Below are 24,908 nucleotides of genomic sequence, written 5' to 3'. Positions count from 1 at the left end.
GCCGCCGGGCTCGCCGCCGTCATCGCCACCGGCCGCGGCGCGGGCGAGGAGGCCGAATCCGCACTCGTCGAGGCGCTCGGCGCGAACTACACCGATCGCGACAAGGCCATCGAACGTCCGGGGCGACCGATCTGGCGGCAACTCCTCAACCCGTTCTGGATGCGGAACAAGACCGTCACCCGGGTCCGCAATCTCGCGTACGGGCCGGGCGGGCGCCGGGCCCGCCTCGACATCTACCACCGCCATGACCGGCCGGCGAAGAGCCCGGTCCTGCTCCAGATTCACGGCGGCGGATGGGTGATCGGGAACAAGGATCAACAGGGTCTGCCGCTCATGCTCGAAATGGCGTCGCGGGGGTGGGTGTGCGCGGCCGTCAACTACCCGCTGTCGCCGAAGGCGAAGTGGCCGGAACATCTGATCGCGATCAAGCAGGCCCTCGCGTGGCTGCGGGACCACGTCGAGGACTACGGCGGCAACCCCGACTTCATCGCCGTCACCGGTGGTTCGGCGGGCGGTCACCTCGCCGCCATGGTCGGGCTCACCGCGAACGACCGTCACCTCCAGCCGGGGTTCGAGGGCGTCGACACGTCGGTACAGGCGTGCGTCCCGTACTACGGCGTCTACGACTTCGCCGGCGACACCGGAATCAAGGCCGTCCTCCAGCGCGTGCACTCCGGTCTCATGCCGATGGTCCTGGGCAAGAACGCGAAGTTCCCCGACGACTACCGGGCCGCGTCCCCGCTCGCGCACCTGCGGTCCGACGCACCGCCGTTCTTCGTGATCCACGGCACCAGCGATTCACTCATACCCGTCGCCGAGGCGCGTATCTTCGTCGACCGGCTCCGGGACGTGTCCCGCAACCCCGTCGCCTACGCGGAACTGAAGGGGGCGCAGCACGCGTTCGACGTGTTCCCGTCGATCCGCAGTATCTCGGTGACGCAGGCCGTGGGCCGGTTCCTGGAATGGTCGCGCAGCGCCACGACCGACGTGCCCGCGGCGGGCACAGAATCGGCCTGACTACTTGCCGCCCAGCGTGCGCAGCTGCGACACCCCTGCGGGCGGCAGACCGGCCGCATACGCGAGCACCTCGCAGAACGCCTCGACGTGCGTGGCCAGTTCGACCGACGTCGCCGTCCACGACGCACGCAGTTCCAGCTGATGCGCGTGTGGGGGACCGGCGATGTCGCCGTACCGCACCGACGTCGTCGCGGTCACGGTGCCGCCGAGCGCGTTGAGGGGTTCGTGCCGCGATTCGAGAGCGTCGACGAGCCAGCTCCACGCCACCTCGGGAAGAAGCGGGTCCGACGCGACCGCGGCATCGAGATCCGCCTGAATGTAGGCGACCAACCGCATCGTGCCGTTCCAGGCCTCGTCGCCCTCGGGGTCGAACAGGAGGATCAATCTGCCGAACGCGTCACCCTCGCTCTGTTCGGCGACGACCCCGGTGTCCTCGTGCACGACCTCTGCGCCGACGGCGTAGCTGTACGGCGCGAGCCGCTGTGGGGGCCGGATGGGGCCCAGTTCGATGTCCGCGCGAACCTGCGCGGAGTTCATCGCTTCGACGGCGGCGCGGAACTCGGCCGGTTCGGCGGGCGATCCCGAAGTCGTCACAGCTCGGGACGTTAGACCCGCACCAACGCATCTCGTCGGAGGCGCGCCGAGCAGGGTCGATCGGCGGCGGAGTCCCGGCATGGCAGCATGAGAGCTGCCGAAATTCGAGCAGGCAGAGAGCGCGAGGACCGATGAGCGGGTTGGAAAGCACCAATGCAGGCATGAGTGAGCGGGCGACGTACGCCGCGAGGCGGGTGCTCCCCGATGCACCCCTCCTGGCGGCCGCCGAGGGTCGCGCTCCCCGCCATCGCCCGGTGTGGTTCATGCGGCAGGCGGGCCGCTCCCTTCCCGAGTACCGCGAGATCCGGTCGGGTATCGGCATGCTCGAATCGTGCTTCGACCCGGCACTCGTCTGCGAGATCACCATGCAGCCCGTGCGCAGGCACGGCGTCGACGCCGCGATCCTGTTCTCCGACATCGTCGTGCCGCTGAAAGCCGCGGGAATCGATCTCGACATCGTGGCCGGCACCGGTCCCGTCGTCGCGAACCCGGTCCGGTCGATCGCCGACGTCGCCGCGTTGCCGCGCCTGGTGCCCGAGGAGGTCGGCGCCGTCGCGCAGGCCGTGCAGCTGCTCACCGCCGAACTCGGGTCGACGCCGCTGATCGGTTTCGCCGGCGCCCCGTTCACCCTCGCCTCTTACCTGGTCGAGGGCGGTCCCAGCCGCAATCACGAGCGCACGAAGGCGCTCATGCATTCCGACCCCAAGACGTGGCATGCGCTGCTCGGCACCCTCGCCGACACCACCATCACCTTCCTGCAGACCCAGCTGCGCGCCGGCGTCGACGCGGTCCAGCTGTTCGACTCGTGGGCCGGAGCGCTCTCGCTGGCCGAGTACCGGGAGTTCGTCCTGCCCCACTCCGAGCGGGTGTTCGCGGAGGTGGAGAGCGCGAAGGTGCCCCGCATCCACTTCGGGGTCGGCACCGGTGAACTGCTCGGCGCGATGGGCGAGGCGGGTGCCGACGTGGTCGGCGTCGATTGGCGCATCCCGCTCGACGTGGCCGCGCGCCGGGTCGGCCCCGGCAAGGCGCTTCAAGGCAACCTCGACCCCGCCGTGCTGTTCGCGGGACCCGCGGCCGTCGAGAAGCAGGTCCGCCGCATCACCGCGGAGGCCGACGCCGCCCTCGCCGCCGGCGCCACCGGGCACATCTTCAACCTCGGGCACGGCGTCCTGCCCGACACCGATCCGGGCGCGCTGACCGCCCTGGTCGAGCTGGTGCACTCGCTGTGACCGGGTCGTCGCCGAACGTTCTCGTCGTCGGCGGCGGCATCTCCGGGCTGGTCGCCGCGTACCGCCTGCGGCAGCGGCTCGGCGCCGGCGCGCGGATCACCGTCGCCGACGGTGCGGGGCGGCTCGGCGGCAAGCTGCGCACGGTGGAGCTGGCGGGTGAACCCGTCGACGTGGGCGCCGAAGCGTTCATCGCGCGGCGCCCGGAACTGCCCGCGCTGCTCGGCGAACTCGGCCTCTCCGACCAGCTGGTGCACCCGGCGGGTCTGCGTCCGCTCATCTGGTCCGAGGACGCACTGCACCCGCTGCCGGCGAACACGCTCATGGGGATACCCGCCGACGCCGACAGCCTGCGCGGCCTCGTCGACGACCGGACACTCGCGCGGGTGGCGGGGGAGCGGACGGTCCCCCTCGACTGGACACCGGGCGCGGACATCGCCGTCGGTGCACTGGTCGGCGACCGGTTCGGCGCGCAGGTGGTCCAGCGGTCGGTGGATCCGCTTCTCGGAGGGGTCTATTCGGGCCTCGCCGACACCATCGGTGTCCGTGCCGCGGTTCCCACGCTCGCCGCCGCCCTCGACCGAGGTGCCGCAAGCCTGTCCGCGGCCGTGGCGGAGGCCCTCCCCGCGCCCGCCGCCGGTCCGGTGTTCGGGGCGCTGCGCGACGGCTACGGCGTCCTGCTGCGGGCACTGTCGGCGGCCGCGTCGGCGGAGATCGTGCACGAGCGCATCCGGACGCTCACGCGCGACGGCAACGGCTGGTACGCGGACCCGGTCGGCAGGGTCGACGGAGTCGTGCTCGCCGTGCCCGCTCCGCAACTCGCCGACCTGCTCGCCGACGTCGCCCCCCGCGCGGCCGCGGCGGCCGCGGACATCCCGCTGGCCTCCTCGGCGGTCGTCGCGCTGGCGCTGCCGACCGACGCGGGCGTCCCGCAGAACTCGGGGATCCTCGTCGCCACCGATGCCGCGCTCGGCGCGAAGGCGTTCACCCTGTCGAGCCGCAAGTGGCCGCATCTCGCCGAGCGCGAGGTGACCCTCGTCCGGGCTTCGTTCGGCCGGTTCGGCGACGCCGCCGTGGTCGACGCACCCGACGACGAACTGATCGCCGCGGCCCGGCGCGACCTCGCGACGGTCACCGGGGTGTCCGCCGAGCCCGTGGCGGCGCACGTCCAGCGCTGGCACGGTGGCCTGCCGCAGTACGGTCCCGGCCACCTCGACCGGGTGGCGGTGATCGAGCAGGAAGTCGCAGGTCTGGACGGTGTGGAGGTGTCTGGAGCGCTGCTGCACGGGGTGGGTGTTCCCGCGTGCGTCGCCGCTGCGACGACGGCGGCTACACGGCTCGCGGGGCGAGTGGCACGATAGACCCATGGCACGCCTCGACTTCGACGCATTGAACTCTGAAATTCGCTACCTCATGTTCTCGGTGTTCCAGGTGGAACCCGGTGTTCTCGGGGACGACCGGGAAGCCGTGATCAAGGAGGCGCGGATCTTCTTCGAAGGTCAGTCCGAGAAGGGCGTCGTGGTCCGCGGCCTGTACGACGTCGCCGGACTGCGCGCCGACGCCGACTTCATGATCTGGACGCACTCGGCGAGCATCGAGGCCCTCCAGGCCACCTACGCCGACTTCCGCCGCACCACCGCCCTGGGCCGCGCGAGCAAGCCGGTGTGGAGCAACGTCGCGTGCCACCGTCCCGCCGAATTCAACAAGAGCCACATCCCGGCGTTCCTGGCCGGCGAGGACCCGGGCAACTACATCTGCGTGTACCCGTTCGTCCGCTCCTACGAGTGGTACCTGCTGCCCGACGACGAGCGGCGCAAGATGCTCGCCGACCACGGCATGGCGGCCCGCGCCTACAAGGACGTGCGCGCCAACACCGTGCCCGCGTTCGCGCTCGGCGACTACGAGTGGATCCTGGCGTTCGAAGCGCCGGAGCTGTACCGCATCGTCGACCTCATGCGTGATCTGCGCGCCACCGAGGCCCGACTGCACGTCCGCGAGGAGGTGCCGTTCTTCACCGGCCCGCGGGTGGATGTGGAGAAGCTCGTCACGGCTCTTCCGTGATCTGACGCATCATCGATGAGTGACGCCGACGGGGCCCGCACCGCGCCCCGCTATCAGCACATGTCGCACTGGGGCATGTTCGAGGCCGAGGTCGCCGACGGTGACGTCGTCGCCGCGCACCCGTACACCGGTGACGCGGACCCGTCACCGGTGCTGGGCAACATCGCCGGGTCGGTCCGCACCAAGGCGCGGATCACCGGACCGGTGGTGCGCCGCGGGTGGCTGGAGAACGGTCCGGGCCCCAGCGGTTCCCGCGGCTCCGACGAGTTCGTGTCGGTCGATTGGGAAGAACTGACCCAGCGGCTGGCCGGCGAATTACGCAGGATCGTCGACACCTACGGCAACACCGCGATCTACGGCGGCTCGTACGGCTGGGCCAGCGCGGGACGTTTCCACCACGCGCAGAGCCAGGTCCATCGGTTCCTGAACACCCTCGGCGGCTACACCCGTTCCGTGCACAGCTACTCGCTGGGCGCGACGGGTGTGATCATGCCCCGGGTCGTGGGCACGCACTGGAAGTTGTTCGCCCGCTCCACGTCCTGGAAGGTCATCGCCGAGCACACCGACCTCATGGTGTGCTTCGGCGGCGTCCCGCTGAAGAACACCGGCATCAATCACGGCGGCACCAGCGACCACCCCACCCGCGACGCACTCGACGCGCTCCGCCGCCGCGGCGGATCCGTCGTGTCGTTCAGTCCTCTGAGCGACGACATGCACGGCGCCGCCGAACGGCACGCCCCGGTGCCCGGCACCGACGTGGCGGTCATGCTCGCGCTCGCGTACGTCCTCGCGACGGAAGGCCTGCACGACACGGCTTTTCTGGACAGTCACTGCGTCGGCTACGACCGCTTCGAGAACTACCTCCTCGGCCGCACCGACGGGGTGCCCAAATCGCCGGGGTGGGCCGAGCGGATCTCCGGCATCCCCGCCGCGGAATTCGCCGCCCTCGCGCGGCGGATGGCGTCGGGCCGGACGATGGTGACCGTCACCTGGTCGCTGCAGCGGGTCCGGCACGGCGAGCAGGCCCCCTGGATGGGGGTCACCCTCGCCGCGATGCTGGGCCAGATCGGCCTGCCCGGTGGAGGTTTCGGCCACGGCTACGGCTCGATGAACGAGCCCGGGCTCGCGCCCGTCCCGTACCCGCTGCCGACGCTTCCCCAGGGGCTGAACCCCGTCCGCGACTTCATTCCGGTGGCCGCGATCTCGGACATGCTCCTGAACCCGGGCGCACCGTTCGACTACGACGGTCAGCGGCTGACGTACCCGGACATCAAGATGCTGTACTGGGCCGGCGGCAACCCGTTCCACCACCATCAGGACATTCCGCGGCTCCGCCGGGCACTGACCCGGCCGGACACGATCGTGGTCCACGACCCCTACTGGACACCGATGGCCCGGCACGCCGACATCGTGGTCCCGTCCACCACGTCACTCGAGCGGGCCGACATCAGCTGCACCCGCAACGACCCGCTGCTCGTCGCCATGCACGCCGCGGTGCAGCCGTACGCCGACTCTCGGGACGACTACGACACGTTCGCCGCGGTGGCGCGGAAACTGGGCGTCGGCGAGAAGTTCACGGAGGGCCGCTCGTCCGAGCAGTGGCTCGAGCACCTGTACGGGCAGTGGCGGGACTTCGTCCGCGCGGACGGCGGTCCGGCCCCCGACTTCGACGAATTCTGGACGCGGGGGCAGGTGCGGATGCGCACCGAGGACGACCTGATCCTGTTCGGCGACTTCCGGGCCGACCCGGTGAAGTTCCCCCTCGCCACCCCGAGCGGGCGGATCGAGATCTTCTCCGAGGACATCGACGGATTCGGCTACGACGACTGCGCGGGCCACCCACGCTGGTACGAGCCCGAGGAATGGCTGGGCGGCCGGCGGGCCGAGCGATTCCCGCTGCACCTGATCGCCAACCAGCCGCGCACCCGCCTGCACAGCCAGCTCGACCACGGCGGCGCCAGCCAGAAGTCGAAGATCCGGGGACGCGAACCGCTGCGCATCCACCCGGACGACGCGGCCCGGCGCGGTCTCGCCGCCGGAGACGTCGTCCGCGTGTTCAACGACCGCGGCGCCTGCCTCGCCGGTGTGGTGGTGGACGAGGGCGTGCGCCGCGGTGTCGTCCAGCTGTCGACGGGCGCCTGGTACGACCCACTCGATGCCACCGATCCGGATTCCCTCTGCGTGCACGGAAACCCCAACGTGCTGACCCCGGACGTGGGCACGTCGTCACTCGCCCACGGCTGCACGGGCCAGCACGTGCTCGTCGACATCGAACGCTACGACGGCGAGCTGCCGCCGATCCGCGCGTACGATCCGCCCACGATCATTCGCCGGTCGGTTCCAGGACCAGCGAGATCGAATTGATGCAGTAGCGCTGATCGGTGGGGGTGGGGTAACCCTCACCCTCGAAGACGTGGCCCAGGTGGCTGTGGCACGTCCTGCAGACCACCTCGACGCGGCGCATGCCGAGTGAGCTGTCCTCGCGCAGGATGACGGCGTCCGAGTCGGCCGGGTCGAAGAACGACGGCCACCCGCAGTGCGATTCGAACTTCTCCGTGCTGCGGAACAACTCGGCCCCGCAGGCGCGGCAGTGGTAGACGCCTTCCGTCTTCGTGCCGGTGTACTCGCCGACGAAGGGGCGCTCGGTGCCGGCCTGGCGCAGCACCGCGTACTCCTCGGGAGTCAGTTTCTCGCGCCACTCGCTGTCGGAGAGAGCAACCTTCGGTGCGGACTGCGTGGGATCCTGCTGCTGCGAACTCATGGCTCCACGCTAATACGTTTCGCCGATTCCGGCCGCGACGCCCGCCCCGCGACGCGGCCTACGTCTTGGCGGCGGCCGACTCGACCTGTGGCTGTTCGTCCGGCTCGGGGTCCGGCAGAGTGTCTTGTGCCTTCTGGTCCGGTTCGAGCAGGAACGCCGGGTCGATGCCCCGGTCGAGTCGCCCGTCCCGGCGCGCGGTGACGTACCGGACGGTCAGCACACCGAAGATGACGAGAAGGATCAGGCTCCACCCCAGGGTGGTCTTCATGTACTCCGCGGTCCGGCCGGCCTCGATGAACCGGCTCGACAGCCAGCTGTCGTAACTCATGAACCCGTACACGGCCAGCCAAGCCGGCCAGTTCCGCATCACCGAGTTCTTCAGCACCACGGACATCAGCAGCGGGAACAGCATCATCGAGTAGTACATCTGGCCCAGCGAGCCGAGCAGCCAGGACGCGGTCAGCAGAACCCCGGACGTGGTGACCACGAAGAACAGCTCGTCGTGGCGGTAGTAGCGGTACAGCAACCACAAGGACCCGAGCACGATGGCGGTGAAGACGCCGCGCAGGGCCCAGACCATGGCGGTCGGGAGACCGTAGTACTTGCCGTTGCCGACGATCGCGCTGTTGAAGTAGTCGCGCGACTCCATCAGATACGGCACGGTGTGGTGCACGAAGTCCATCGGGTCCGCGGACAGCGGCCACGCCACCGCGGTGAGGATGAGGGGGATGCCGATCGCGGTGACGAACACCTTCCACTGGCCGCGCACCAGCGGGAGCAGCAGGAGAGGGGCGAGGATCGGTTTGACCGCGAACGTCAGCCCGATCGCGACCCCGGACCACATGTCCTTCCGCTTCATGAGCAACACGAGGAACGCGATCTCACCGAGCAGGACGAGGCCGTTGATGTTGGTGAAGACGAGGGTGTTCGTGACGGTCTCGGACGAGAACGTGGCGAGCAACAGGATTGGCGCGGCGATGGAGTTCAATCCCAGCCCGAACAGCCGCAGCAGCAGGTACAGCGCGATCATGATCGCGATCGCGTTGGCGATGATGAACAACCACCGGGACTTCTCGGGGTCGATCACCGCGATCGGGGCCATCAGCAGGGTGCCGGACGGCGGATACAGGTAGTGCGGATCCACCCAGTCGAAGTTGGCGGTGTACACGGGTCGCCCGTTGAGGAACGCCAGCGCAGCGTTGTAGACCGGACGGAAGTCGTCGGTGATGTACCCGTTGACCGCCTTGACGACCACTCGATGCAGCACGGTCATGACGGCGATCGGCCACAGCGCGAAGTTGATGACCTCGTTGGCAGTCCGCCCGGTGCGCGGTTCGAGTTGTCGAAGGAACACCACGGCACGGTACACCGAGAAGCTCTGACGTGCGGTCACGCACCCCCTGTGGGTGTCGGGCCGAACACGTCGGCTAGGCGGGGCAGGCGCTGCCGTCCGGGGGCAGCACACCGTCCGTGACGTAGGTGACGATCGACTTCTGCGCGCAGTCCGAATGGGTGGCGGGGTGGCCGCTGCCGTGCCACGTCAGGGTCGCCGTCGCGGCGCCTGCGCTCGACACGGCCCCGGTCACCGTCCCCACCCCGGCGTTCCCGACGACCGGGTCGGCGGTGCCGCTCAGCACCAGGACCGGGAGTGTCAGCTCGCCGGGCAGGGCGGGCGGCGCGGTCGCGGGCCAGGAGGTGCACGCGAGCAGTCCGACGGCGGCGTTCGGGCCGAACAGCGGGAACCGCTCGCCCCACAGCTTCTGCAGTTCGCGAACACGGTCGGGTGCGGGCCACTGCTGGCCGTCCGTGCAGCGGGTGATGAACTGGCCGTCGGTCTCGTAGGCCGCCTCGGCCTGCGTGATCGCCGCGAGGATCGGCGCCGTGTTTCCGGCGAGGGCGGCGGATACCGCATCGGACAGGGCGCGGACGCGGCCCTGCTGGTCGCCGCCCGCCGCGGCGAGCGACCCGGACACCGCGGTGAGGAGGGCGTTCGCGGAGACCCGCGGGATCTGGCCGTTCGCGGCGCGGGTGACGGCGTCCGACATCGCGGCGCGGGGATCGGCACCGAGGGAACAGTTCAGGGCCGTGCACTGGCGGGCGAACGCGTCGAACGCCGCCTCCTGACCCGCGACCTGCTGCTCGGTGGCGGTCGCGGCATCCACCGTCGTGACGGCGGGGGAGTCGAGGACGAGCCGGCCGACCCGACCGGGGTACTTGGCCGCGTAGCTGAGCGCGACGGCACTGCCGTTACCGGTGGCGAGGATGCCGAGCGCATCGACGTCCCAGGTGCGGCGCAGCTCCTCGATGTCGTCCGCGGCGTGGGTGCTGTCGAACGCGAGTTCCTGCGGCTGCAGGTAGTCGGTGCACGCGATGGTGGCGTCGCGGCCCAGCGCGGTCACCTTGTCGACCTGGTCTCCCGTCCCCGGGTCGAACTGCCCGAGATTCGCCAGGCTGCTGCGGAGCTCCGGGGTGAGGCATTCGATCTCCTGCGAGGAGGCGATCCCGCGGCGGTCCACCGCGACCACCGGCCGCGTCGACAGCAGCGATGTCAGACCGCCGGTGCTCAGCGCTGCGAGCGTCGCGGTCGACGACCGGTCCGATCCCGACGTGAGCACCAGCGGGGCCGCGTTCTCGGGGGTGTCGGCGAGCCGTGCCCGCATCGCACCCATCGTGAAGGAGCCGGGTAGGGTGCCGCTCTCGTCGACGGCCGACTCGTACGAGCCGCATTCGAAGACGAGCCCGGCGGGCGGTGTCGTTCCCGGGCCCAGGGCGGCGAGCGTGCTCTGCGTGCAGTCGGTCCACGCCAGATCGTTCTTCGGGGTCTGCAACACGGGCGGGGGAGCGTCGGGGTTCTCGGTCTCCGTTGCGGTGGGTTCGCTGCCCACACCCTCGCGTTCGACCGCCACGTGCGGCCGGTTGGACGGTCCGGCTCCGCACGCGCTGCACACCACGAGAACCATTGCGAGCAACACCGATCTGCGCATGGCGACCAGCCTGCCAGGTTCCGCTACGGGCGGGGCAGGCGCACCCATCTGGTGAGGACGGTGCCGTCGGTGTCGGTGAGGATGTGCGCGGGAGTCATCGCGGTGGTCCGGGCATGCGGCGACGTGGCCACGCGGCCCGCGGTTCCGCCCACGAGCACGGGTGCCGTGGTCAGGCAGACTTCGTCGACCGCGTCGTCGTGGGTCAGCTGACCGAACAGGCTGGGTCCCCCTTCACACAGCACTCTGCGCAGTCCGAGGTCGTCGAGCGCGGAGATCAGTCCAGCGCCGGTGACCTGTCCCGCGCCGGCCGTCACGATCCGCGCACCCGCGTCGGCGAGAGCCTGGACCCGCGCCGGGTCGGCGCCCGTGCACGTGACGACGATCGGTGGCACCTCCGTGTCGGTGAACAGGCGTGAGTGCGGGTCGAGGAGGGCGCGAGCAGACACGACGGCGATCGGCGGTACCTCCGCCATCCCCGACTCCGCGCGGCGTCGCCTGCCCTCCGCGCCGACGCGCACCCCGCCGTAGTTCTCCGCCCGGACGGTTCCCGCCCCGACCACCACGACGTCGGCCAACTCGCGGAGGGTGTCGAAGACGAGTTTGTCCGCGGGTGTGCCGAGCGCCCCGCTGACGCCGTCGACGGAGACGGCGCCGTCGATACTGCTCACGAAATTGACGCGGACCCAGGGCCGCCGTGTGTCTTCCGGGTACGCATAGAGCTCACGCAGGGTGTTCGCGGTCGATTCACTGGACTCCTCCCGGGAAGGAGGGGCGTCCGGTGTGAAAAATGTCGCAATATGTACACGGTGCATGTTGGTGATCACAACACGTGGATACCCTGCTTGTATGCATGCACGTCTTGTCGATCGCAGCCCCGTGGTGCCGGCTGATCAGTTGGTAGCTCAGATGGTGCCCCCGGCCATGTTCGACGAGGTGAGCTTCGCGTCGTACATCCCCGACCCCGCAGAACCCAGCCAGGCCGCCGCGGTCCAGAAGGCCGAGGAGTTCGCGAAGAAGGTCGTGAAGATCCGCAGCGGCGGTCGACGCGGCCTGTTCGGGAAGAAGGCGCCGTCCACCGGCGCCGGTCTCTACCTCGACGGCGGTTTCGGTGTGGGCAAGACCCACCTCCTGGCCTCGATCTTCCACAGTGTCCCGTCGCCGAAGGCGTTCGGCACGTTCGTGGAACTGACGCACGTCGTCGGCGCTCTCGGCTTCAACAAGGCCGTCGAGCAGCTGTCCGATCACAGCGTCCTCTGCATCGACGAATTCGAACTCGACGACCCGGGCGACACCATGCTGGTGTCCCGCCTGCTGTCGGAGTTGTCGGCACGGGGTGTCTCCATCGTCGCGACGTCGAACACACTGCCCGGTCAGCTCGGCGAGGGCCGCTTCGCCGCGCAGGACTTCCTGCGCGAGATCAAGAAGCTGGGTTCGATCTTCGAGACGATCCGCGTCGACGGACCCGACTACCGGCACCGCGACCTGCCGCCGGCCCCGGACCCGATCTCCTCGGAGGAGCTCGCCGAGCGCGCCGAGAGCATCCCGGGCGCCACGCTCGACGACTTCGACGAGCTGTGCAAGCACCTGAGCACGCTGCACCCGTCCCGCTACAACAAGCTGGTCGAGGGCATTCCGGCCGTGTTCCTGGACGGCGTCCACCCCGCCGAGGATCAGTCGGTGGCGCTGCGCCTGGTGGTGCTCGCCGACCGCCTGTACGACGCGAGCATCCCGGTCACCGTGGCGGGCGCGAAGCTCGACGCGATCTTCACCCCCGAGATGCTGGCCGGTGGATACCGGAAGAAGTACCTGCGTGCCACGTCGCGGCTGCTCGCGTTGTCGCGCTTCGAGGTCGCCGCGAGCTGACCCGGCTCGTTACAGCGCCCGCTGCATCACGAAATCGTGGTGCAGCTGGGTGCCCACGAGGAACGTCTTGGTCCCGACCTTCGTGAATCCGTGCTTCGCGTAGAAGCGCTGGGCCCGAACGTTCTCCTGGTTGACTCCCAGCCACAGTCCGGCGCATCCGGCGGCTTCGGCGCGTTCGACGATCGCGTCCATCAGCGCCGACGCCACGCCGGTCCCGTGATTGCCGGGCAGCACGTACAGCTTGCTGATCTCGGTGGTCGGTCGCAGTGTCACGGCGCGGCTCACGTCCGCGTCGGCGGGTTCACCGTCGACGAGCATCGCGTACCCGACGATCGCTCCGCCGTGGGTGACCTTCAGGACGGTGCGATTCGGGTCGGTGAGGTACTCCGAGAACCGTTCGGCCGACAACACGTCGTCGATGAAGGCAGCGATGTCGTCCTGGGTCGCACCGGGCGGGCACGCGAGAGGGAAAGTCGCCGCGGCGACATCGGCGATGGCCTCGGAATCCCAGATGCCCGCCGGGTCTATTTCGACAGTCACAGCTGATCCACCGTGTCCTTCGCTTCCCGAAGTGTCATCCCCGTACTGTCCCGCAGCGGTGTGATCGCCGCAATGGTCTCGGCGGCGTGGAGCCGGCCGTACTCGACCGTCGCCCTCGCGTGCCGCACTCCGATCCCGTCTCGCGCGACGAGGACCTTGATCGCCGCGCGCGTTCTCCCGCGGTCGAGGAGACCTGTCACCTCGCTCCGGACGGATTCGTCCAGCTGCCGCCACGTCGATGCGGGATGCAGGTCGGGTGGTGTGTGCGAGCCGCCGCAACCGGAGCGTGACGAGACCAGAACCGCGACGTAGACGATCGCCACGGCGATCACGAACCATCCCCAAGTCGGCATGACCTAAGTAGAACATCTGCCGTCATTCACGTTCCGGGGCCCACTCGGATCGCCTGTCGCGGTCCCGGTCCGGGGCGAACGCGGGGGCGAGCAGGAGCAGCGCCACCGCGAACAGAAGCGGGACGACGAACCCGATCCGCAGGCTCGTCGCGGCCGCGACGCCGCCGACGATCGCCCCGCCCACGAGGGTTCCGACGTAGTTGAACAGGTTGATCCGCGCGACGACGTCGTCCACCTGCCCGGTGGGTGCCAGCCGTCCGGCGGCGCTGAAGCACAGGGGAGCGACGACCGGCACTCCGAGGCCGACGACGAGGAACCCGGCGATCGCGATGGCGGGGGACTGGGCGAGCGCCACGATGGTCATTCCGGCGATGCCGATCGCGGAACCCGCACGGACGACGGCGATCTCGCCGTACTTCGCCACCCAGAAGTCGCCGCTCAGCCGCGACGCCAGTGCGGCGCACTGGTAGGCGGCCAATGCGAGGGCGGCGGTGCCGGCATCCGCGAACAGGACGTTCCTGAGGTACAGCGCGGACCAGTTGCCGACGCTGAAGTCGATGGCGTAGAACAACGCCATCGCGGAACCGAGTGCGAGCAGAGCGCGGAGCGGAACGATCGCACCACCGGCCGTCGGGGGTGTGGTGCGGTTCGGCTCGGTCCGGACGAGGAGCCGGGGGCCGCAGAGCGCGAGACCGACGGCCACCACGAGTGCCGCCGTCAGCTGCGCGGCGGCGACACCCACGTCGAGTGCGGAGGTGGCGGCGACGAACAGCGCGCCCGCGATCGCCCCGACACTCCACACGGCGTGGAAAGAAGACAAAATGAACCGGCCGTAGGCGTGCTGGATCGACACGGCCTGCATGTTGGCGGCGGCGTCGACCATGCCGAGTCCGGCGCCGTACACGGACAGGCAGGCGAAGAAGGCCGCGGTGTTCGGGCTGAAACCGAGCGCGCCGCCGGCGACCGCGATGGTCGCGAGCCCGAATCGGAGCGCGGACTTGCTGGAGAATCGGCGGGCCAGGTGCTCGGCGAGGACGCTTCCCGCGCCGGCGACGAGAGACACCGTCACGACGGCGACCACGATGACGGTGTCGTCGAACCCGAATCGGTCCTGGTACTGGGGCAGTTGGGTGAGGATGGCCGCGAGGAGAAAACCCTGCAACCCGAAGGCGGCCGCGGCGGCGATCCGTGCCGGGCGAGGGTACGCGGACGCATCCGCGTGTGGTGAATCCGTCATGGCGAGGCGGCCTTCGGTCGTGGACATCCGGTTGGACGAGTGTCCAATACTTTGCCGAGATGTGCAGCGTTCTCCGAATGGGCGGGCGAAATGTCCGAAAACCCCGAAGGTCTGGAAACCGCGCAAGGCTCCTGGCACAAGACTGAGCCCCAGCCGTGGATGGGGGGTCATGGCTGGGGCTCATTGCCATCGGGGGGGTGGATGGCTAGTTAGACGATACATGAGGATTTCCTCACGTTCCAGATGCAGCGGTAACGATTTCGTCACCCACCCCACCTGTGGTCGGTGCGAGAGCGCGAACCGGGGTTGTCCCGGCGGACGGTTGTCGCTTACAGTGTCACCCATGCAGCGCATTCTCGTAGTTCTCCGCCGTAGCGGGGTCTGATACGGACCGACCCCTCGCTGCGGGTCGTTGAACTACGCGTTGGTCCTCCCTTCTTGCAGGAAGACCACGAGAATGAGCACCTCCACTTCTTTCGCCTCATCCTTTCCCTCGTCGACTCCGGCCGCCGATCCGTCCGCTGCGCGCCACCTCGAGTCGCTGCCGCGGGAACTCCGGAACGAATCCGCCGGCATGACGTGGTCCGCGTTCGAGAGCACCTACGCGCCGTCCAGTGGGCCGTTTCGTCTGGGCAGCTGGTCGGAAACGAAGATCGGCCCCGGAATGTGGGACTTCGAAGCGACGCTCGGTATCGGCGAATCGATCTGCAAGACCGGTGCGAGCGCGCCCGGCCCGGTGGCCGCCATGACCTCGATGCTGTACGGCGCCGGCTGTGCGATGGAAATCCTGTCGTTTCATCAGCGCGAGATCGGGCACCGCACGGCGACGTTCCTGCTCTGTGAGAGCGACGGCATCCGGCTCTGGGCGATGGGCATCGGTGAATCCCACACGGAATCGACTCTGCGGGCGATGATCTCCGCCGCCAACCGGCTGCGGCGTGCCTGACACGGAACAACAGTTCAGCCCCGGTCGACGACCGGGGCTGAACTGTTGTTCACTGTGCGATTGATGCGAAGTGGTGCGCGATACTGGGATTGAACCAGTGACCTCTTCCGTGTCAGGGAAGCGCTCTCCCGCTGAGCTAATCGCGCGGGATGGAAAAAAGAGAGCGGACGACGGGATTCGAACCCGCGACCCCAACCTTGGCAAGGTTGTGCGCTACCAGCTGCGCCACGTCCGCATTCGTGAAAGCCCCCGCGAGGGGGCCGTCACAGTCGAGCAAGTCAAACAGTCGAGCATCTATCATCTATCTCGGTGCGCGATACTGGGATTGAACCAGTGACCTCTTCCGTGTCAGGGAAGCGCTCTCCCGCTGAGCTAATCGCGCGAGGTGGAGACGGGAATCGAACCCGTGTGCACGGCTTTGCAGGCCGTTGCCTCACCACTCGGCCACTCCACCGTGAAGGTTGAGTCCAACCTCTCGAGCGGACGACGGGATTCGAACCCGCGACCCCAACCTTGGCAAGGTTGTGCGCTACCAGCTGCGCCACGTCCGCATGCACCGTGTAACTCGCGGAGAATGTTCTCCGTGGTGCGGTTGAGAACATTAGCCGACCATCCGCGATAGTTACAAATCTGCAGGTCAAGGGATCAGGCGGTGAACTACGCATGAACGACGCCGGGTCTCGGGCACGGCCCGGGTGGGGGTCGGCGCGAATCCCATCGACGTGATTTTCGTTCGGCGGCTCGGTCGTGTTAATGTTCCAACTCGTTCGAGCGCGAGTGTTTGGCGCGCATCGGTCCCGTGGCTCAGTGGAAGAGCGTCCCGTTCACACCGGGGAGGTCGCTGGTTCGATCCCAGCCGGGACCACAGAAAGAAGAGGGCGTTTCCGTAATCGGAAACGCCCTCTTCTTTTTCGTGTGTTCACCCGAATAATTCGGTTGTTGCGGCTCCGCGGCGCGGCGGACAATGAACTCAGCCGGCCGAAACTCCCCGGGCGATCCGCTATCGAAGGACCGAGTCGAATGTTCCCCGTGAGGCTGGAGGGCACCACCGCGCCGACATTGATGTGGGCGGAGGAGTGGACCATCGAGCAGGCTGCGTTGCAGCAGCTGCGGAACATGGCCGACCTGCCGTGGGTCCACGGTGTGCGCGTCATGCCCGACGTCCACGTGGGCAAGGGTGCAACGGTCGGTTCCGTCATCGCGATGCGCGCGGCGGTCGCCCCGGCCGCGGTCGGCGTCGACATCGGGTGCGGAATGACGGCGGTCCGGACGGATGTCACCGCGAGCGACCTGCCCGACAGCCTGCGGTCGATGAGGTCGCACATCGAGCGTGCGGTGCCGGTGGGTTTCGCCATGCACGAGCGGTCGGTGAACGTCGGCGCACTGGGTGTCACGGACGCGGCAGGGGTGAAGAAGGGATGGGACCGCTTCTGGCAGGAGTTCGGTGACCTCCATTCCGGTGTCCAGTCCCGGGAATCGAAGGCGATGAAGCAAATCGGGACCCTCGGCGGCGGCAACCACTTCATCGAGGTGTGCCTGTCGGATGCGGAGGAGGTCTGGCTGATGCTCCACTCCGGTTCCCGCAACATCGGCAAGGAACTGGCGGAACGGCACATCGCGGTGGCGCGGGCATTGCCCCACAACCAGCGGCTGGTCGATCGCGATCTCGCGGTGTTCCTCGCCGGGAGCAAGGAGATGGAGGCGTACCGCCACGACCTGACGTGGGCGCAGGAGTACGCGGCCCGCAACCGTGCGGTCATGCTCACGTTGGTGATGCGGGCCTTCCGGCAGTCCCTGCCGGGCAGGACCGTGCGGTTCGACGAACCGATCTCCTGTCACCACAACTACGTGTCGGAGGAAATCGTCGACGGCGAGCCGATGCTCGTCACCCGCAAGGGCGCGATCAGGGCAGGTCGGGGTGATCTCGGCCTCATCCCCGGTTCCATGGGCACCGGTTCCTATGTGGTGCGGGGCCTGGGCTCCGAGCTGTCGTTCAATTCTGCGTCGCACGGGGCAGGACGGACGATGAGCCGGACGAAGGCGAAGAAGCGCTTCACGGTCGACGACCTCGTGCGGCAGACGTCCGGAGTCGAATCGCGCAAGGATGCGGGCGTGATCGACGAGATTCCCGGCGCCTACAAGGACATCGAGCAGGTGATCGAGGCGCAGGCCGATCTCGTCGAGGTCGTGGCCCATCTGCGGCAGGTCGTGTGCGTGAAGGGCTGACCCGCGAGCGGCTGCGGCGGTGCGACGACGCGCCGCCGCAGGTCGCGGTCGGTAGGGTGGACTGGTGACTAGCGGAGAAGCTCGGCCGGGACCCGCTCCCGAGAACGTGGACGTGGACGATTCGGATCTGTCCCCGTTCCAGGAAGCGGAGAGTCGCTGGCGCCGGTGGCGAGAGCACATCGCCGCGCGGCCGAGCCTGAACCTGACGTACCGCATCGCGGTGGGTGTGATCGGCGCCCTCGTCCTCGCCGCCGGGATCGTCGCGATTCCCTACCCGGGTCCCGGCTGGCTGATCGTGTTCGCCGGACTCGGGATCCTCGCGTCCGAATTCGCGTGGGCGCACCGGCTGCTGCACTATGCGCGGAAGCGCTACGACAACTTCATGGACTGGTTCTCGCGACAGTCGCTGGTCGTCAAGGGTGCGGGCGCACTGTTGACGGGTGTCGTCGTCCTGGCGACGCTGTGGTTGCTCGGGACGTTCGGTCTCGTCGGAACGTGGATCGGCCTCGACTACTCGTGGCTGGAGAGCCCGCTCTAGCCGGACGCGTGGTTGGGTGTGACTGCTGGGCCGATAACATGGGCTGGCACATTCACCATGTCTGCACCGCACACCTCACCTAGGAGAACATCGCCGTGAGCACCCCCGCACCCGCCGCCCCAGCCGCCCTCGTCCGGGTGCCCGCGGGGACTACGGCCGGTACCGCGGTTCGGGAGGCCGGCTACCCGAGCAAGGGTCCGGACGTCGTCGTCGTGGTCCGTGACCTGGAGGGCCAGCTCAAGGACCTGTCCTGGGCGCCCGATACCGACGTCGAGGTCGAGCCGGTCGCGGCGAACACCGACGACGGTCGCAGCGTCATCCGCCACTCGGCCGCGCACGTGCTCGCGCAGGCCGTCCAGCAGGAATTCCCCGAGGCCAAGCTCGGCATCGGCCCGCCGATCAAGGACGGCTTCTACTACGACTTCGCCGTCGACCGCCCGTTCACGCCCGAGGATCTCGCGAACCTCGAGAAGCGGATGAAGAAGATCGTCAAGGGGTCGCAGCGGTTCTCCCGCCGCGTCGTCGAGTCGCTCGAGGACGTACGCGCCGAGCTGGCGAAGGAGCCCTTCAAGCTCGAATTGATCGACGACAAGTCCGGGATCGACGATCCGGAGATCATGGAGGTGGGCGGCAACGAGCTCACCATCTACGACAACCTGGATCCGCGGACCGGTGAGAAGGTCTGGGGAGACCTCTGCCGCGGCCCGCACATCCCCACCACCAAGCACATTCCGGCGTTCAAGCTCACCCGCAGCTCGGCGGCGTACTGGCGCGGCAATCAGGACAATGCCGATCTCCAGCGCATCTACGGGACCGCGTGGGAGTCGGCGGAGGCGCAGGAGCAGCATCTGGAGCTGCTCGCCGAGGCCGAGCGCCGCGACCACCGCAAGCTGGGGTCGGAACTCGACCTGTTCAGTTTCCCCGACGAGCTCGGCTCCGGTCTGCCCGTGTTCCATCCCAAGGGCGGCATCATCCGCACCGAGATGGAGGACTACTCCCGGAAGCGCCACGTTGAGGAGGGGTACGAGTTCGTCAACACCCCGCACATCACCAAGGGGCACCTGTACGAGGTGTCGGGTCACCTGGACTGGTACCGCGAAGGCATGTTCCCGGCGATGCACATCGACGAGGAGCTGAACGAGGACGGCACCGTGCGCAAGCCGGGCCAGGACTATTACCTCAAGCCGATGAACTGCCCGATGCACAACCTGATCTTCCGCTCCCGCGGCCGGTCGTACCGCGAGCTTCCGTTGCGGCTCTTCGAGTTCGGTTCGGTGTACCGGTACGAGAAGTCGGGCGTCGTCCACGGACTGACCCGCGTGCGCGGCATGACGCAGGACGACGCGCACATCTACTGCACCAAGGAGCAGATGCGCGACGAGCTGACCACCACGCTGAACTTCGTGCTGGGCCTGCTCGCGGACTACGGTCTCGACGACTTCTACCTCGAGCTGTCCACCAAGAACCCGGACAAGTTCGTCGGTGACGACGCGGTGTGGGAGGAAGCCACCAACACGTTGGCCGAGGTCGCCGAGGCGTCGGGCCTGAACCTGGTGCCGGACCCGGGCGGCGCCGCGTTCTACGGGCCGAAGATCTCGGTGCAGGTACAGGATGCGCTGGGCCGGACCTGGCAGATGTCCACCATTCAGCTCGACTTCAACCTGCCCGAGCGCTTCGACCTCGAATACACCGCCAACGACGGCACCAAGCAGCGTCCCGTCATGATCCACCGCGCGTTGTTCGGCTCCATCGAACGGTTCTTCGGGGTGCTCACGGAGCACTACGCGGGTGCGTTCCCGGCGTGGCTGGCGCCGGTCCAGGTGGTGGGCATCCCGGTGGCCGAGGCGTTCGCCGACCACCTCTTCGACGTGGTGAAGCAGTTGAAGGCGGCGGGTGTCCGCGCCGAGGTCGACGCGAGCGACGACCGCATGCAGAAGAAGATCTTCAACAACACCGCCCAGAAGGTGCCGTTCATGCTCCTGGCCGGTGCGCGGGACGTCGAGGCGGGCGCCGTCAGCTTCCGATTCCGTGACGGCACCCAGGTCAACGGCGTGGCCGTCGACGACGCCGTGCGCATCGTCACCGAGTGGATCGGCCGCCGCGTGAACGCTTCGCCGACGGCGGAGCTGCTGCAACCCGGTAAGGAAGGGTGACGTACATGACCGGAGGTGAGGACGTGACAGCCGACGAGATGCTCGCCGGCCCCGGCCGCCTCGTGGACCGCGGCCCCGGAGAACCCGATCACCTTCAGCGGATCTGGTCGCCGCACCGCATGTCGTACATCGCCGAGACGCCGAAGTCGCGGGACACCCCGAACGAACCGTTCATCGACATCCCCAAGATGGACGACGAGGACGGGCTGATCGTGGCCCGCGGGGAGCACGTGTACGCGGTGCTGAACCTGTACCCGTACAACCCTGGGCACCTGATGGTGGTTCCCTACCGCAAGGTCGCGGCGCTGGAAGACCTGACGGAAGAGGAGAGCGCCGAGTTGATGTCGTTCACGCAGCAGGCTCTGCGCGTGATCAAGCGGGTGTCGCGGCCGGACGGTTTCAACGTCGGTCTCAATCTCGGGGCGGCGGCCGGCGGGTCCCTCGCCGAACACCTGCATCAGCACATCGTTCCGCGCTGGGGCGGAGACGCGAACTTCATCACGGTCCTCGCCGGGGTCAAGGTCATGCCGCAGTTGCTGCGGGAGACCCGGGGGCTGCTGGCGAAGGCCTGGAATGAATGACTCGATAGATGAATGACGCGCGAGTCGCAGACTCACGCGTTCGGGGTTCCTGGCGGGAAGTGAAGAACGGGGTGGAGAGGTGCTGAGCTTCTTCGGACGGGCATCCGTGTCCAAGGTGACGGCGCCATTGGGGAAGGCCCTCGTCAAGACGGGGCTCACCCCGGATTCCGTCACCGTCATCGGCACCGTGGCGACCGTCGCCGGCGCGGTCACACTGTTTCCCAGCGGACATCTGTTCTGGGGAGCGATGTTCATCTGGCTGTTCGTCATGTTCGACATGCTGGACGGCGCGATGGCCCGTGCCCGCGGCGGCGGAACGCGGTACGGCGCGGTCCTCGACGCCACCTGCGACCGGGTGGCCGACGGTGCGATCTTCGCCGGTCTCGCCTGGTGGGCGGTCTATCACGAGAACAGCAAGCCGTTGCTGATCGCGACGCTGCTATGTCTCGTCACCTCGCAGGTGATCTCGTACGCCAAGGCGCGGGCCGAGGCGAGTGGACTGTCCGCCGACGGTGGACTCATCGAGCGACCCGACCGGCTGATCATCGTCCTGGTCGGGGCCGGTGTGACCGGTCTCGGCGTCCCGTGGGCCGTTCACGTCGCGATGTGGTTGCTGTCGGTGGGCAGCGTGATCACCGTGTTCCAGCGGGTTCTGGCGGTTCGCCGGTCGCCGGGCGCGCGGGACGTGCTGCCCCTGCCGCCGTCGGACACGACGCCGCCGGACGGACAGGCGACCGCGCAGTGAGCGGCCTGTCGGAACGGATCAGCGACCTGGGGTATGCGGCCGGCTGGCGGCTGGTCCGCGCGCTGCCCGAGAAGGTCGCGGTCTCCCTGTTCGACAGGGGAGCCGACTTCGCCGTACGGAACGGCGGCCCGGAACAGTTGCGCCGCAATCTCGCCCGCGTGCTGGGCGTGCCCCCGGCCGAGGTGCCGGACACGCTGATGAAGGCGTCGATGCGGTCCTACGCGCGGTACTGGCGGGAGGCCTTCCGGCTGCCGTCGATGGACCTCGTGCAGACCGGCGCCGCGCTCGACGAGCTGATCGAAGGCCAGAAGCACCTCGACGCCGCGAAGGAAGCCGGCCGCGGTGCGATTCTGGCGCTGCCGCACAGCGGCAACTGGGACATGGCCGGGGTGTGGTGCGCCCAGCACTGGGGTGGACTGTCCACGGTCGCCGAGAGGCTGAAGCCGGAGTCGCTGTACCGGCGTTTCGTCGACTACCGGGAAGGGCTCGGGTTCGAGATCTTCCCGCTCAGCGGGGGAGAGCACCCACCGTTCGTGGAATTGTCGGCGCGACTGCGCGGCAACGGGATCGTGTGCCTTCTCGGTGAACGCGATCTGGCGAAGAAGGGCGTCCCGGTCACGTTCTTCGGCGAACCGACCCGCATGCCCGCCGGTCCGGCGAAGCTGGCGATCGACACCGGCGCTCCGCTGCTTCCGGTGCACTGCTGGTTCACGGACGGCGGCTGGGGCTTCCGTATCGACCCCCCGATCGACACGAGCGTCGGGGTTGCCGGGGCGACGCAGGCTCTCGCGGAACGGTTCGAGGTCAACATTTCGGCGCACCCCGAGGACTGGCACATGCTTCAGCCGCTGTGGCTCTCCGACCTGTCGCAGGCGAGGCTCGCTCGCATGGAGAACTCGTGAAGATCGGAATGGTCTGCCCGTACTCGTTCGACGTGCCGGGCGGAGTGCAGGCCCACGTCGTCGACCTCGCGGAGGTCCTGATCGAGCGCGGGCACAAGGTGAGTGTCCTGGCCCCGGCCTCCGACGACGTCGATCTGCCCGACTTCGTCGTCTCCGCGGGCCGCGCCCTCGCCATTCCGTACAACGGGTCGGTGGCCCGGTTGAGTTTCGGCCCCGCCGCGAGTGCCCGCGTCCGGCGGTGGATCTCGGACAACAACTTCGACGTCCTGCACATCCACGAGCCGAATGCGCCGAGCCTGTCGATGCTCGCCATGCGTGTGGCCGAGGGCCCGATCGTGGCGACCTTCCATACGTCGACCACGAAGTCGTTGGTGCTGAGCACGTTTCAGGGGGTGCTCCAGCCCTACCTGGAGAGGATCAGCGGACGCATCGCCGTGTCGGAACTCGCGCGTCGGTGGCAGGTGGAATCACTCGGCTCCGACGCCGTCGAAATCCCCAACGGGGTCGACGTGCCCGCGTTCGCCGACGCCGAGCCGCTGCCCGGATACCCGCGTCCCGGAAAGACCATCCTCTTCCTCGGACGCTACGACGAGCCCCGCAAGGGCATGGCCGTGCTGCTGAAGGCGCTGCCGGCGCTGGTGGAGCAATATCCCGACCTCGAGGTGCTGGTGGTCGGTCGCGGCGACGAGGACAAGCTGCGCCGCGAGGCGGGTCCCCTGTTCGGGCACCTGCGTCTGCTGGGTCAGGTCGACGACGCAGAGAAGGCGTCGGCACTGCGCAGCGCCGACGTGTACTGCGCCCCCAACCTCGGCGGCGAGAGCTTCGGCATCGTGCTGGTGGAGGCGATGGCCGCGGGAGCCGCCGTCGTGGCCAGCGAACTGGACGCGTTCCGCCGGGTCCTGCGGGACGGGCAGGCCGGGGTCCTGGTGCCCGTGGGGGATGCCGCTGCGCTTGCCGCCGGCATCGACTCGGTACTCGGAGACCCCGAGCGCAGTGCTGCGCTCACCGACGTCGGCCGGACCGTGGTCGCCGAGTACGACTGGCCGGTGGTGGCCGAACAGATCCTGCGGGTCTACGAGACGGTCACGGTCGGCCGCGACGGCGTCCGGGAGGTCGGCTCGTGACGTTCTCCGCCCTCACGATCCTGGTTCTCGCCCTGGTCGCCGCCGTGGTCCTGGCGATCGGGCTGTGGGCGTACGGAACGGCCAATCGCCTCGACCGCCTGCACGTGCGCTCCGATCTGTCCTGGCAGTCCCTCGATGCTGCCCTCGCCCGCCGGGCGGTGGTCGTGCGGGCGGCCGCCGCCGCGATGGACCCGCCCGAGGGCAGATCGCTCGCGGCCATGGCCGCGCGGGCCGAACGCTCGGACCGGGCGGAACGCGAGATCGCCGAGAACGCGCTGTCGAGTGCGCTGTCGTCCCTCGACCTCGTCACTTTGCGACCCCAGTTGGTGGCGGAACTGGCGGATGCCGAGGCGCGGGTGCTGATCGCCCGCCGCTTCCACAACGACGCCGTCCGCGACACCCTCGCGCTCCGCACCCGGCGGCCGGTCCGCTGGCTGCATCTGGGGGGCACCGCCCCGCTGCCGACGTATTTCGAGATCACCGAACGATCGTCTGCCGCGGCGGTCACCGAGGGCCTGTCCCTCGACTCTGTCCGCACGTCCGCCCGGGTGGTGCTGCTCGACGGTCAGGGCCGGGTCCTGCTGCTCCGCGGTCATGACCCCACCGTCCCCGACGTGTACTACTGGTTCACGATCGGCGGCGCCGTCGAGAAGGGCGAGAACCTGCGGGCCGCCGCGGTCCGGGAGATCGCGGAGGAGACCGGGCACACCGCATCGGCCGACTCACTGCGCGGGCCGATGTGGCGGCGGGTCGCGATCTTCTCCTGGAACGGCCAGCTCATCCGCTCGGAGGAGCTGTTCTTCGCCCTGCGCACCGACGGGTTCGAGCCGCATCACGGCGGCTTCACCGAACTCGAGAGCCGCACCATTACCGGTCACCGGTGGTGCACCGCGGACACGGTTCGTGAACTGGCGGCGGCCGGTGAGGCCGTGTATCCGCACGACCTCGCGGACCTGCTCGACGAGGCCGGCGCCGTCGCGTCGGCGGCGGACGACCCCGAGGTGCGGGCGATCACCTGAGCCCGCTCGCTTCCCGAGAAAGCCAGCAATCGCGGACT

The 24,908-nt window shown here is 68.7% G+C and carries 23 protein-coding genes and 6 tRNA genes; 16 read left to right on the top strand and 13 right to left on the bottom strand.

Features of this window, described 5'->3' with window-relative positions; translation table 11 throughout:
• Nucleotides 1-1,017, top strand: a 1,017-nt coding sequence (locus tag RJ1_RS13510; RefSeq protein ID WP_073360591.1) for an alpha/beta hydrolase, incomplete at its 5' end; no start/stop codon positions are given.
• Here RJ1_RS13510 and RJ1_RS13505 read toward each other — a convergent pair.
• Complete coding sequence (locus tag RJ1_RS13505; protein ID WP_037240540.1) at nucleotides 1,018-1,611, bottom strand: DUF3000 domain-containing protein; 594 nt, start codon at nucleotides 1,609-1,611, stop codon at nucleotides 1,018-1,020. It lies immediately after the preceding gene.
• A gap of 161 nt (nucleotides 1,612-1,772) precedes the next feature.
• Here RJ1_RS13505 and hemE point away from each other — a divergent pair, with 161 nt between their 5' ends.
• Genes hemE through RJ1_RS13485 form a run of 4 tightly spaced genes read left to right on the top strand, consistent with a single transcriptional unit; the run spans nucleotide 1,773 to nucleotide 7,262 of the window.
• Nucleotides 1,773-2,840: a uroporphyrinogen decarboxylase gene (gene hemE / locus RJ1_RS13500; RefSeq protein ID WP_174694978.1), complete on the top strand. Its 1,068-nt coding sequence runs from the start codon at nucleotides 1,773-1,775 to the stop codon at nucleotides 2,838-2,840.
• Nucleotides 2,837-4,198 carry a protoporphyrinogen oxidase gene (locus tag RJ1_RS13495; RefSeq protein ID WP_073360588.1) on the top strand — a complete coding sequence of 454 codons (1,362 nt, stop codon included), beginning with the start codon at nucleotides 2,837-2,839 and terminating at the stop codon, nucleotides 4,196-4,198. Before hemE ends, RJ1_RS13495 begins: the two co-directional genes overlap by 4 nt.
• 4 nt (nucleotides 4,199-4,202) lie before the next feature.
• On the top strand, nucleotides 4,203-4,898 hold the full coding sequence (gene hemQ / locus RJ1_RS13490; protein WP_073360587.1) for a hydrogen peroxide-dependent heme synthase: 696 nt from the start codon (nucleotides 4,203-4,205) through the stop codon (nucleotides 4,896-4,898).
• 15 nt (nucleotides 4,899-4,913) lie between these two features.
• Nucleotides 4,914-7,262, top strand: a complete 2,349-nt coding sequence (locus tag RJ1_RS13485; RefSeq protein WP_073360585.1) for a molybdopterin-dependent oxidoreductase — start codon at nucleotides 4,914-4,916, stop codon at nucleotides 7,260-7,262.
• Here the strand turns inward: RJ1_RS13485 and msrB are convergent.
• The 4 genes from msrB to RJ1_RS13465 are packed head-to-tail and all read right to left on the bottom strand — an operon-like array spanning nucleotide 7,222 to nucleotide 11,455.
• Nucleotides 7,222-7,659 carry a peptide-methionine (R)-S-oxide reductase MsrB gene (gene msrB, locus RJ1_RS13480; RefSeq protein ID WP_073360584.1) on the bottom strand — a complete coding sequence of 146 codons (438 nt, stop codon included), beginning with the start codon at nucleotides 7,657-7,659 and terminating at the stop codon, nucleotides 7,222-7,224. The two genes, RJ1_RS13485 and msrB, sit on opposite strands and share 41 nt — an antisense overlap.
• A gap of 58 nt (nucleotides 7,660-7,717) precedes the next feature.
• A complete protein-coding gene (locus RJ1_RS13475; protein ID WP_073360582.1) occupies nucleotides 7,718-9,052 on the bottom strand; it encodes a glycosyltransferase family 87 protein in 1,335 nt (444 codons plus the stop codon).
• Between the two features lie 34 nt (nucleotides 9,053-9,086).
• Nucleotides 9,087-10,643 (bottom strand): alpha/beta fold hydrolase, encoded by a 1,557-nt coding sequence (locus tag RJ1_RS13470; RefSeq protein ID WP_073360581.1) that lies wholly within the window; start codon nucleotides 10,641-10,643, stop codon nucleotides 9,087-9,089.
• Between the two features lie 23 nt (nucleotides 10,644-10,666).
• Complete coding sequence (locus RJ1_RS13465) at nucleotides 10,667-11,455, bottom strand: pyrimidine reductase family protein (RefSeq protein ID WP_073360611.1); 789 nt, start codon at nucleotides 11,453-11,455, stop codon at nucleotides 10,667-10,669.
• A 34-nt stretch (nucleotides 11,456-11,489) separates the two neighbouring features.
• On the opposite strand from RJ1_RS13465, the gene zapE reads away from it, so the two are divergent.
• Nucleotides 11,490-12,506 carry a cell division protein ZapE gene (zapE, locus tag RJ1_RS13460; RefSeq protein WP_073360579.1) on the top strand — a complete coding sequence of 339 codons (1,017 nt, stop codon included), beginning with the start codon at nucleotides 11,490-11,492 and terminating at the stop codon, nucleotides 12,504-12,506.
• Between the two features lie 9 nt (nucleotides 12,507-12,515).
• Here the strand turns inward: zapE and RJ1_RS13455 are convergent, their stop codons facing one another.
• From RJ1_RS13455 to RJ1_RS13445, 3 genes are read right to left on the bottom strand one after another with little or no spacing between them, the layout of a single operon-like run.
• Entirely contained in the window at nucleotides 12,516-13,046 is a 531-nt protein-coding gene (locus tag RJ1_RS13455) for a GNAT family N-acetyltransferase (protein WP_073360578.1), read from the bottom strand.
• Entirely contained in the window at nucleotides 13,043-13,399 is a 357-nt protein-coding gene (locus RJ1_RS13450) for a hypothetical protein (RefSeq protein WP_073360576.1), read from the bottom strand. The genes RJ1_RS13455 and RJ1_RS13450 overlap by 4 nt, the downstream gene beginning before the upstream one ends.
• Nucleotides 13,400-13,421: 22 nt before the next feature.
• Entirely contained in the window at nucleotides 13,422-14,636 is a 1,215-nt protein-coding gene (locus RJ1_RS13445; RefSeq protein WP_073360610.1) for an MFS transporter, read from the bottom strand.
• A gap of 457 nt (nucleotides 14,637-15,093) precedes the next feature.
• Here RJ1_RS13445 and RJ1_RS13440 point away from each other — a divergent pair, with 457 nt between their 5' ends.
• Entirely contained in the window at nucleotides 15,094-15,582 is a 489-nt protein-coding gene (locus RJ1_RS13440) for a 2-isopropylmalate synthase (RefSeq protein ID WP_073360574.1), read from the top strand.
• Nucleotides 15,583-15,653: 71 nt separating this feature from the next.
• Here the strand turns inward: RJ1_RS13440 and RJ1_RS13435 are convergent.
• The 5 genes from RJ1_RS13435 to RJ1_RS13415 form a co-directional block, all read right to left on the bottom strand.
• Nucleotides 15,654-15,728 (bottom strand) — tRNA-Val (locus RJ1_RS13435).
• A gap of 16 nt (nucleotides 15,729-15,744) precedes the next feature.
• Nucleotides 15,745-15,817, bottom strand: a tRNA-Gly gene (locus tag RJ1_RS13430).
• Between the two features lie 75 nt (nucleotides 15,818-15,892).
• Nucleotides 15,893-15,964 (bottom strand) — tRNA-Val (locus RJ1_RS13425).
• Nucleotide 15,965: 1 nt separating this feature from the next.
• Nucleotides 15,966-16,036 (bottom strand) — tRNA-Cys (locus tag RJ1_RS13420).
• A gap of 24 nt (nucleotides 16,037-16,060) precedes the next feature.
• Nucleotides 16,061-16,133 (bottom strand) — tRNA-Gly (locus tag RJ1_RS13415).
• A gap of 242 nt (nucleotides 16,134-16,375) precedes the next feature.
• On the opposite strand from RJ1_RS13415, the gene RJ1_RS13410 reads away from it, so the two are divergent.
• From RJ1_RS13410 to RJ1_RS13370, 9 genes are all read left to right on the top strand, one after another.
• Nucleotides 16,376-16,447 (top strand) — tRNA-Val (locus tag RJ1_RS13410).
• Nucleotides 16,448-16,602: 155 nt separating this feature from the next.
• Complete coding sequence (locus RJ1_RS13405) at nucleotides 16,603-17,808, top strand: RtcB family protein (protein WP_073360573.1); 1,206 nt, start codon at nucleotides 16,603-16,605, stop codon at nucleotides 17,806-17,808.
• A gap of 112 nt (nucleotides 17,809-17,920) precedes the next feature.
• Nucleotides 17,921-18,346, top strand: coding sequence for a TIGR02611 family protein (locus tag RJ1_RS13400; RefSeq protein WP_073360609.1), 426 nt, complete (start codon nucleotides 17,921-17,923; stop codon nucleotides 18,344-18,346).
• Between the two features lie 95 nt (nucleotides 18,347-18,441).
• The gene (gene thrS, locus RJ1_RS13395) at nucleotides 18,442-20,499 is read left to right on the top strand and encodes a threonine--tRNA ligase (protein WP_073360571.1); all 2,058 of its coding nucleotides are present in this window, start codon (nucleotides 18,442-18,444) and stop codon (nucleotides 20,497-20,499) included.
• Nucleotides 20,500-20,504: 5 nt separating this feature from the next.
• Entirely contained in the window at nucleotides 20,505-21,080 is a 576-nt protein-coding gene (locus RJ1_RS13390; RefSeq protein WP_073360608.1) for an ATP adenylyltransferase, read from the top strand.
• A gap of 79 nt (nucleotides 21,081-21,159) precedes the next feature.
• Nucleotides 21,160-21,825, top strand: coding sequence for a phosphatidylinositol phosphate synthase (gene pgsA / locus RJ1_RS13385; RefSeq protein ID WP_073360568.1), 666 nt, complete (start codon nucleotides 21,160-21,162; stop codon nucleotides 21,823-21,825).
• Entirely contained in the window at nucleotides 21,822-22,727 is a 906-nt protein-coding gene (locus RJ1_RS13380) for a phosphatidylinositol mannoside acyltransferase (RefSeq protein WP_073360565.1), read from the top strand. The genes pgsA and RJ1_RS13380 overlap by 4 nt, the downstream gene beginning before the upstream one ends.
• Entirely contained in the window at nucleotides 22,724-23,851 is a 1,128-nt protein-coding gene (locus RJ1_RS13375; protein WP_073360564.1) for a glycosyltransferase family 4 protein, read from the top strand. The genes RJ1_RS13380 and RJ1_RS13375 overlap by 4 nt, the downstream gene beginning before the upstream one ends.
• Nucleotides 23,848-24,870: an NUDIX hydrolase gene (locus tag RJ1_RS13370; RefSeq protein WP_073360562.1), complete on the top strand. Its 1,023-nt coding sequence runs from the start codon at nucleotides 23,848-23,850 to the stop codon at nucleotides 24,868-24,870. Before RJ1_RS13375 ends, RJ1_RS13370 begins: the two co-directional genes overlap by 4 nt.
• The last annotated feature ends 38 nt before the right edge of the window (nucleotides 24,871-24,908 follow it).

This window comes from Rhodococcus jostii NBRC 16295 (genome assembly GCF_001894825.1).
Lineage (GTDB): Bacteria > Actinomycetota > Actinomycetes > Mycobacteriales > Mycobacteriaceae > Rhodococcus_F > Rhodococcus_F jostii.
Note: the sequence above shows the minus strand (reverse complement) of the source record. Positions and strands in the feature narration are given on the sequence as shown.

Bases quoted from the DNA above. Each gene is read 5' to 3' on its own strand.
- RJ1_RS13440 (WP_073360574.1), top strand. From the start codon at position 15,094: ATGAGCACCTCCACTTCTTTCGCCTCATCCTTTCCCTCGTCGACTCCG.
- hemQ (WP_073360587.1), top strand. From the start codon at position 4,203: ATGGCACGCCTCGACTTCGACGCATTGAACTCTGAAATTCGCTACCTC.
- msrB (WP_073360584.1), bottom strand. From the start codon at position 7,659: ATGAGTTCGCAGCAGCAGGATCCCACGCAGTCCGCACCGAAGGTTGCT.
- RJ1_RS13465 (WP_073360611.1), bottom strand. From the start codon at position 11,455: ATGCACCGTGTACATATTGCGACATTTTTCACACCGGACGCCCCTCCT.
- RJ1_RS13485 (WP_073360585.1), top strand. From the start codon at position 4,914: ATGAGTGACGCCGACGGGGCCCGCACCGCGCCCCGCTATCAGCACATG.
- zapE (WP_073360579.1), top strand. From the start codon at position 11,490: ATGCATGCACGTCTTGTCGATCGCAGCCCCGTGGTGCCGGCTGATCAG.
- hemE (WP_174694978.1), top strand. From the start codon at position 1,773: ATGAGTGAGCGGGCGACGTACGCCGCGAGGCGGGTGCTCCCCGATGCA.
- RJ1_RS13450 (WP_073360576.1), bottom strand. From the start codon at position 13,399: ATGCCGACTTGGGGATGGTTCGTGATCGCCGTGGCGATCGTCTACGTC.
- RJ1_RS13405 (WP_073360573.1), top strand. From the start codon at position 16,603: ATGTTCCCCGTGAGGCTGGAGGGCACCACCGCGCCGACATTGATGTGG.
- RJ1_RS13390 (WP_073360608.1), top strand. From the start codon at position 20,505: ATGACCGGAGGTGAGGACGTGACAGCCGACGAGATGCTCGCCGGCCCC.
- RJ1_RS13445 (WP_073360610.1), bottom strand. From the start codon at position 14,636: ATGACGGATTCACCACACGCGGATGCGTCCGCGTACCCTCGCCCGGCA.
- RJ1_RS13470 (WP_073360581.1), bottom strand. From the start codon at position 10,643: ATGCGCAGATCGGTGTTGCTCGCAATGGTTCTCGTGGTGTGCAGCGCG.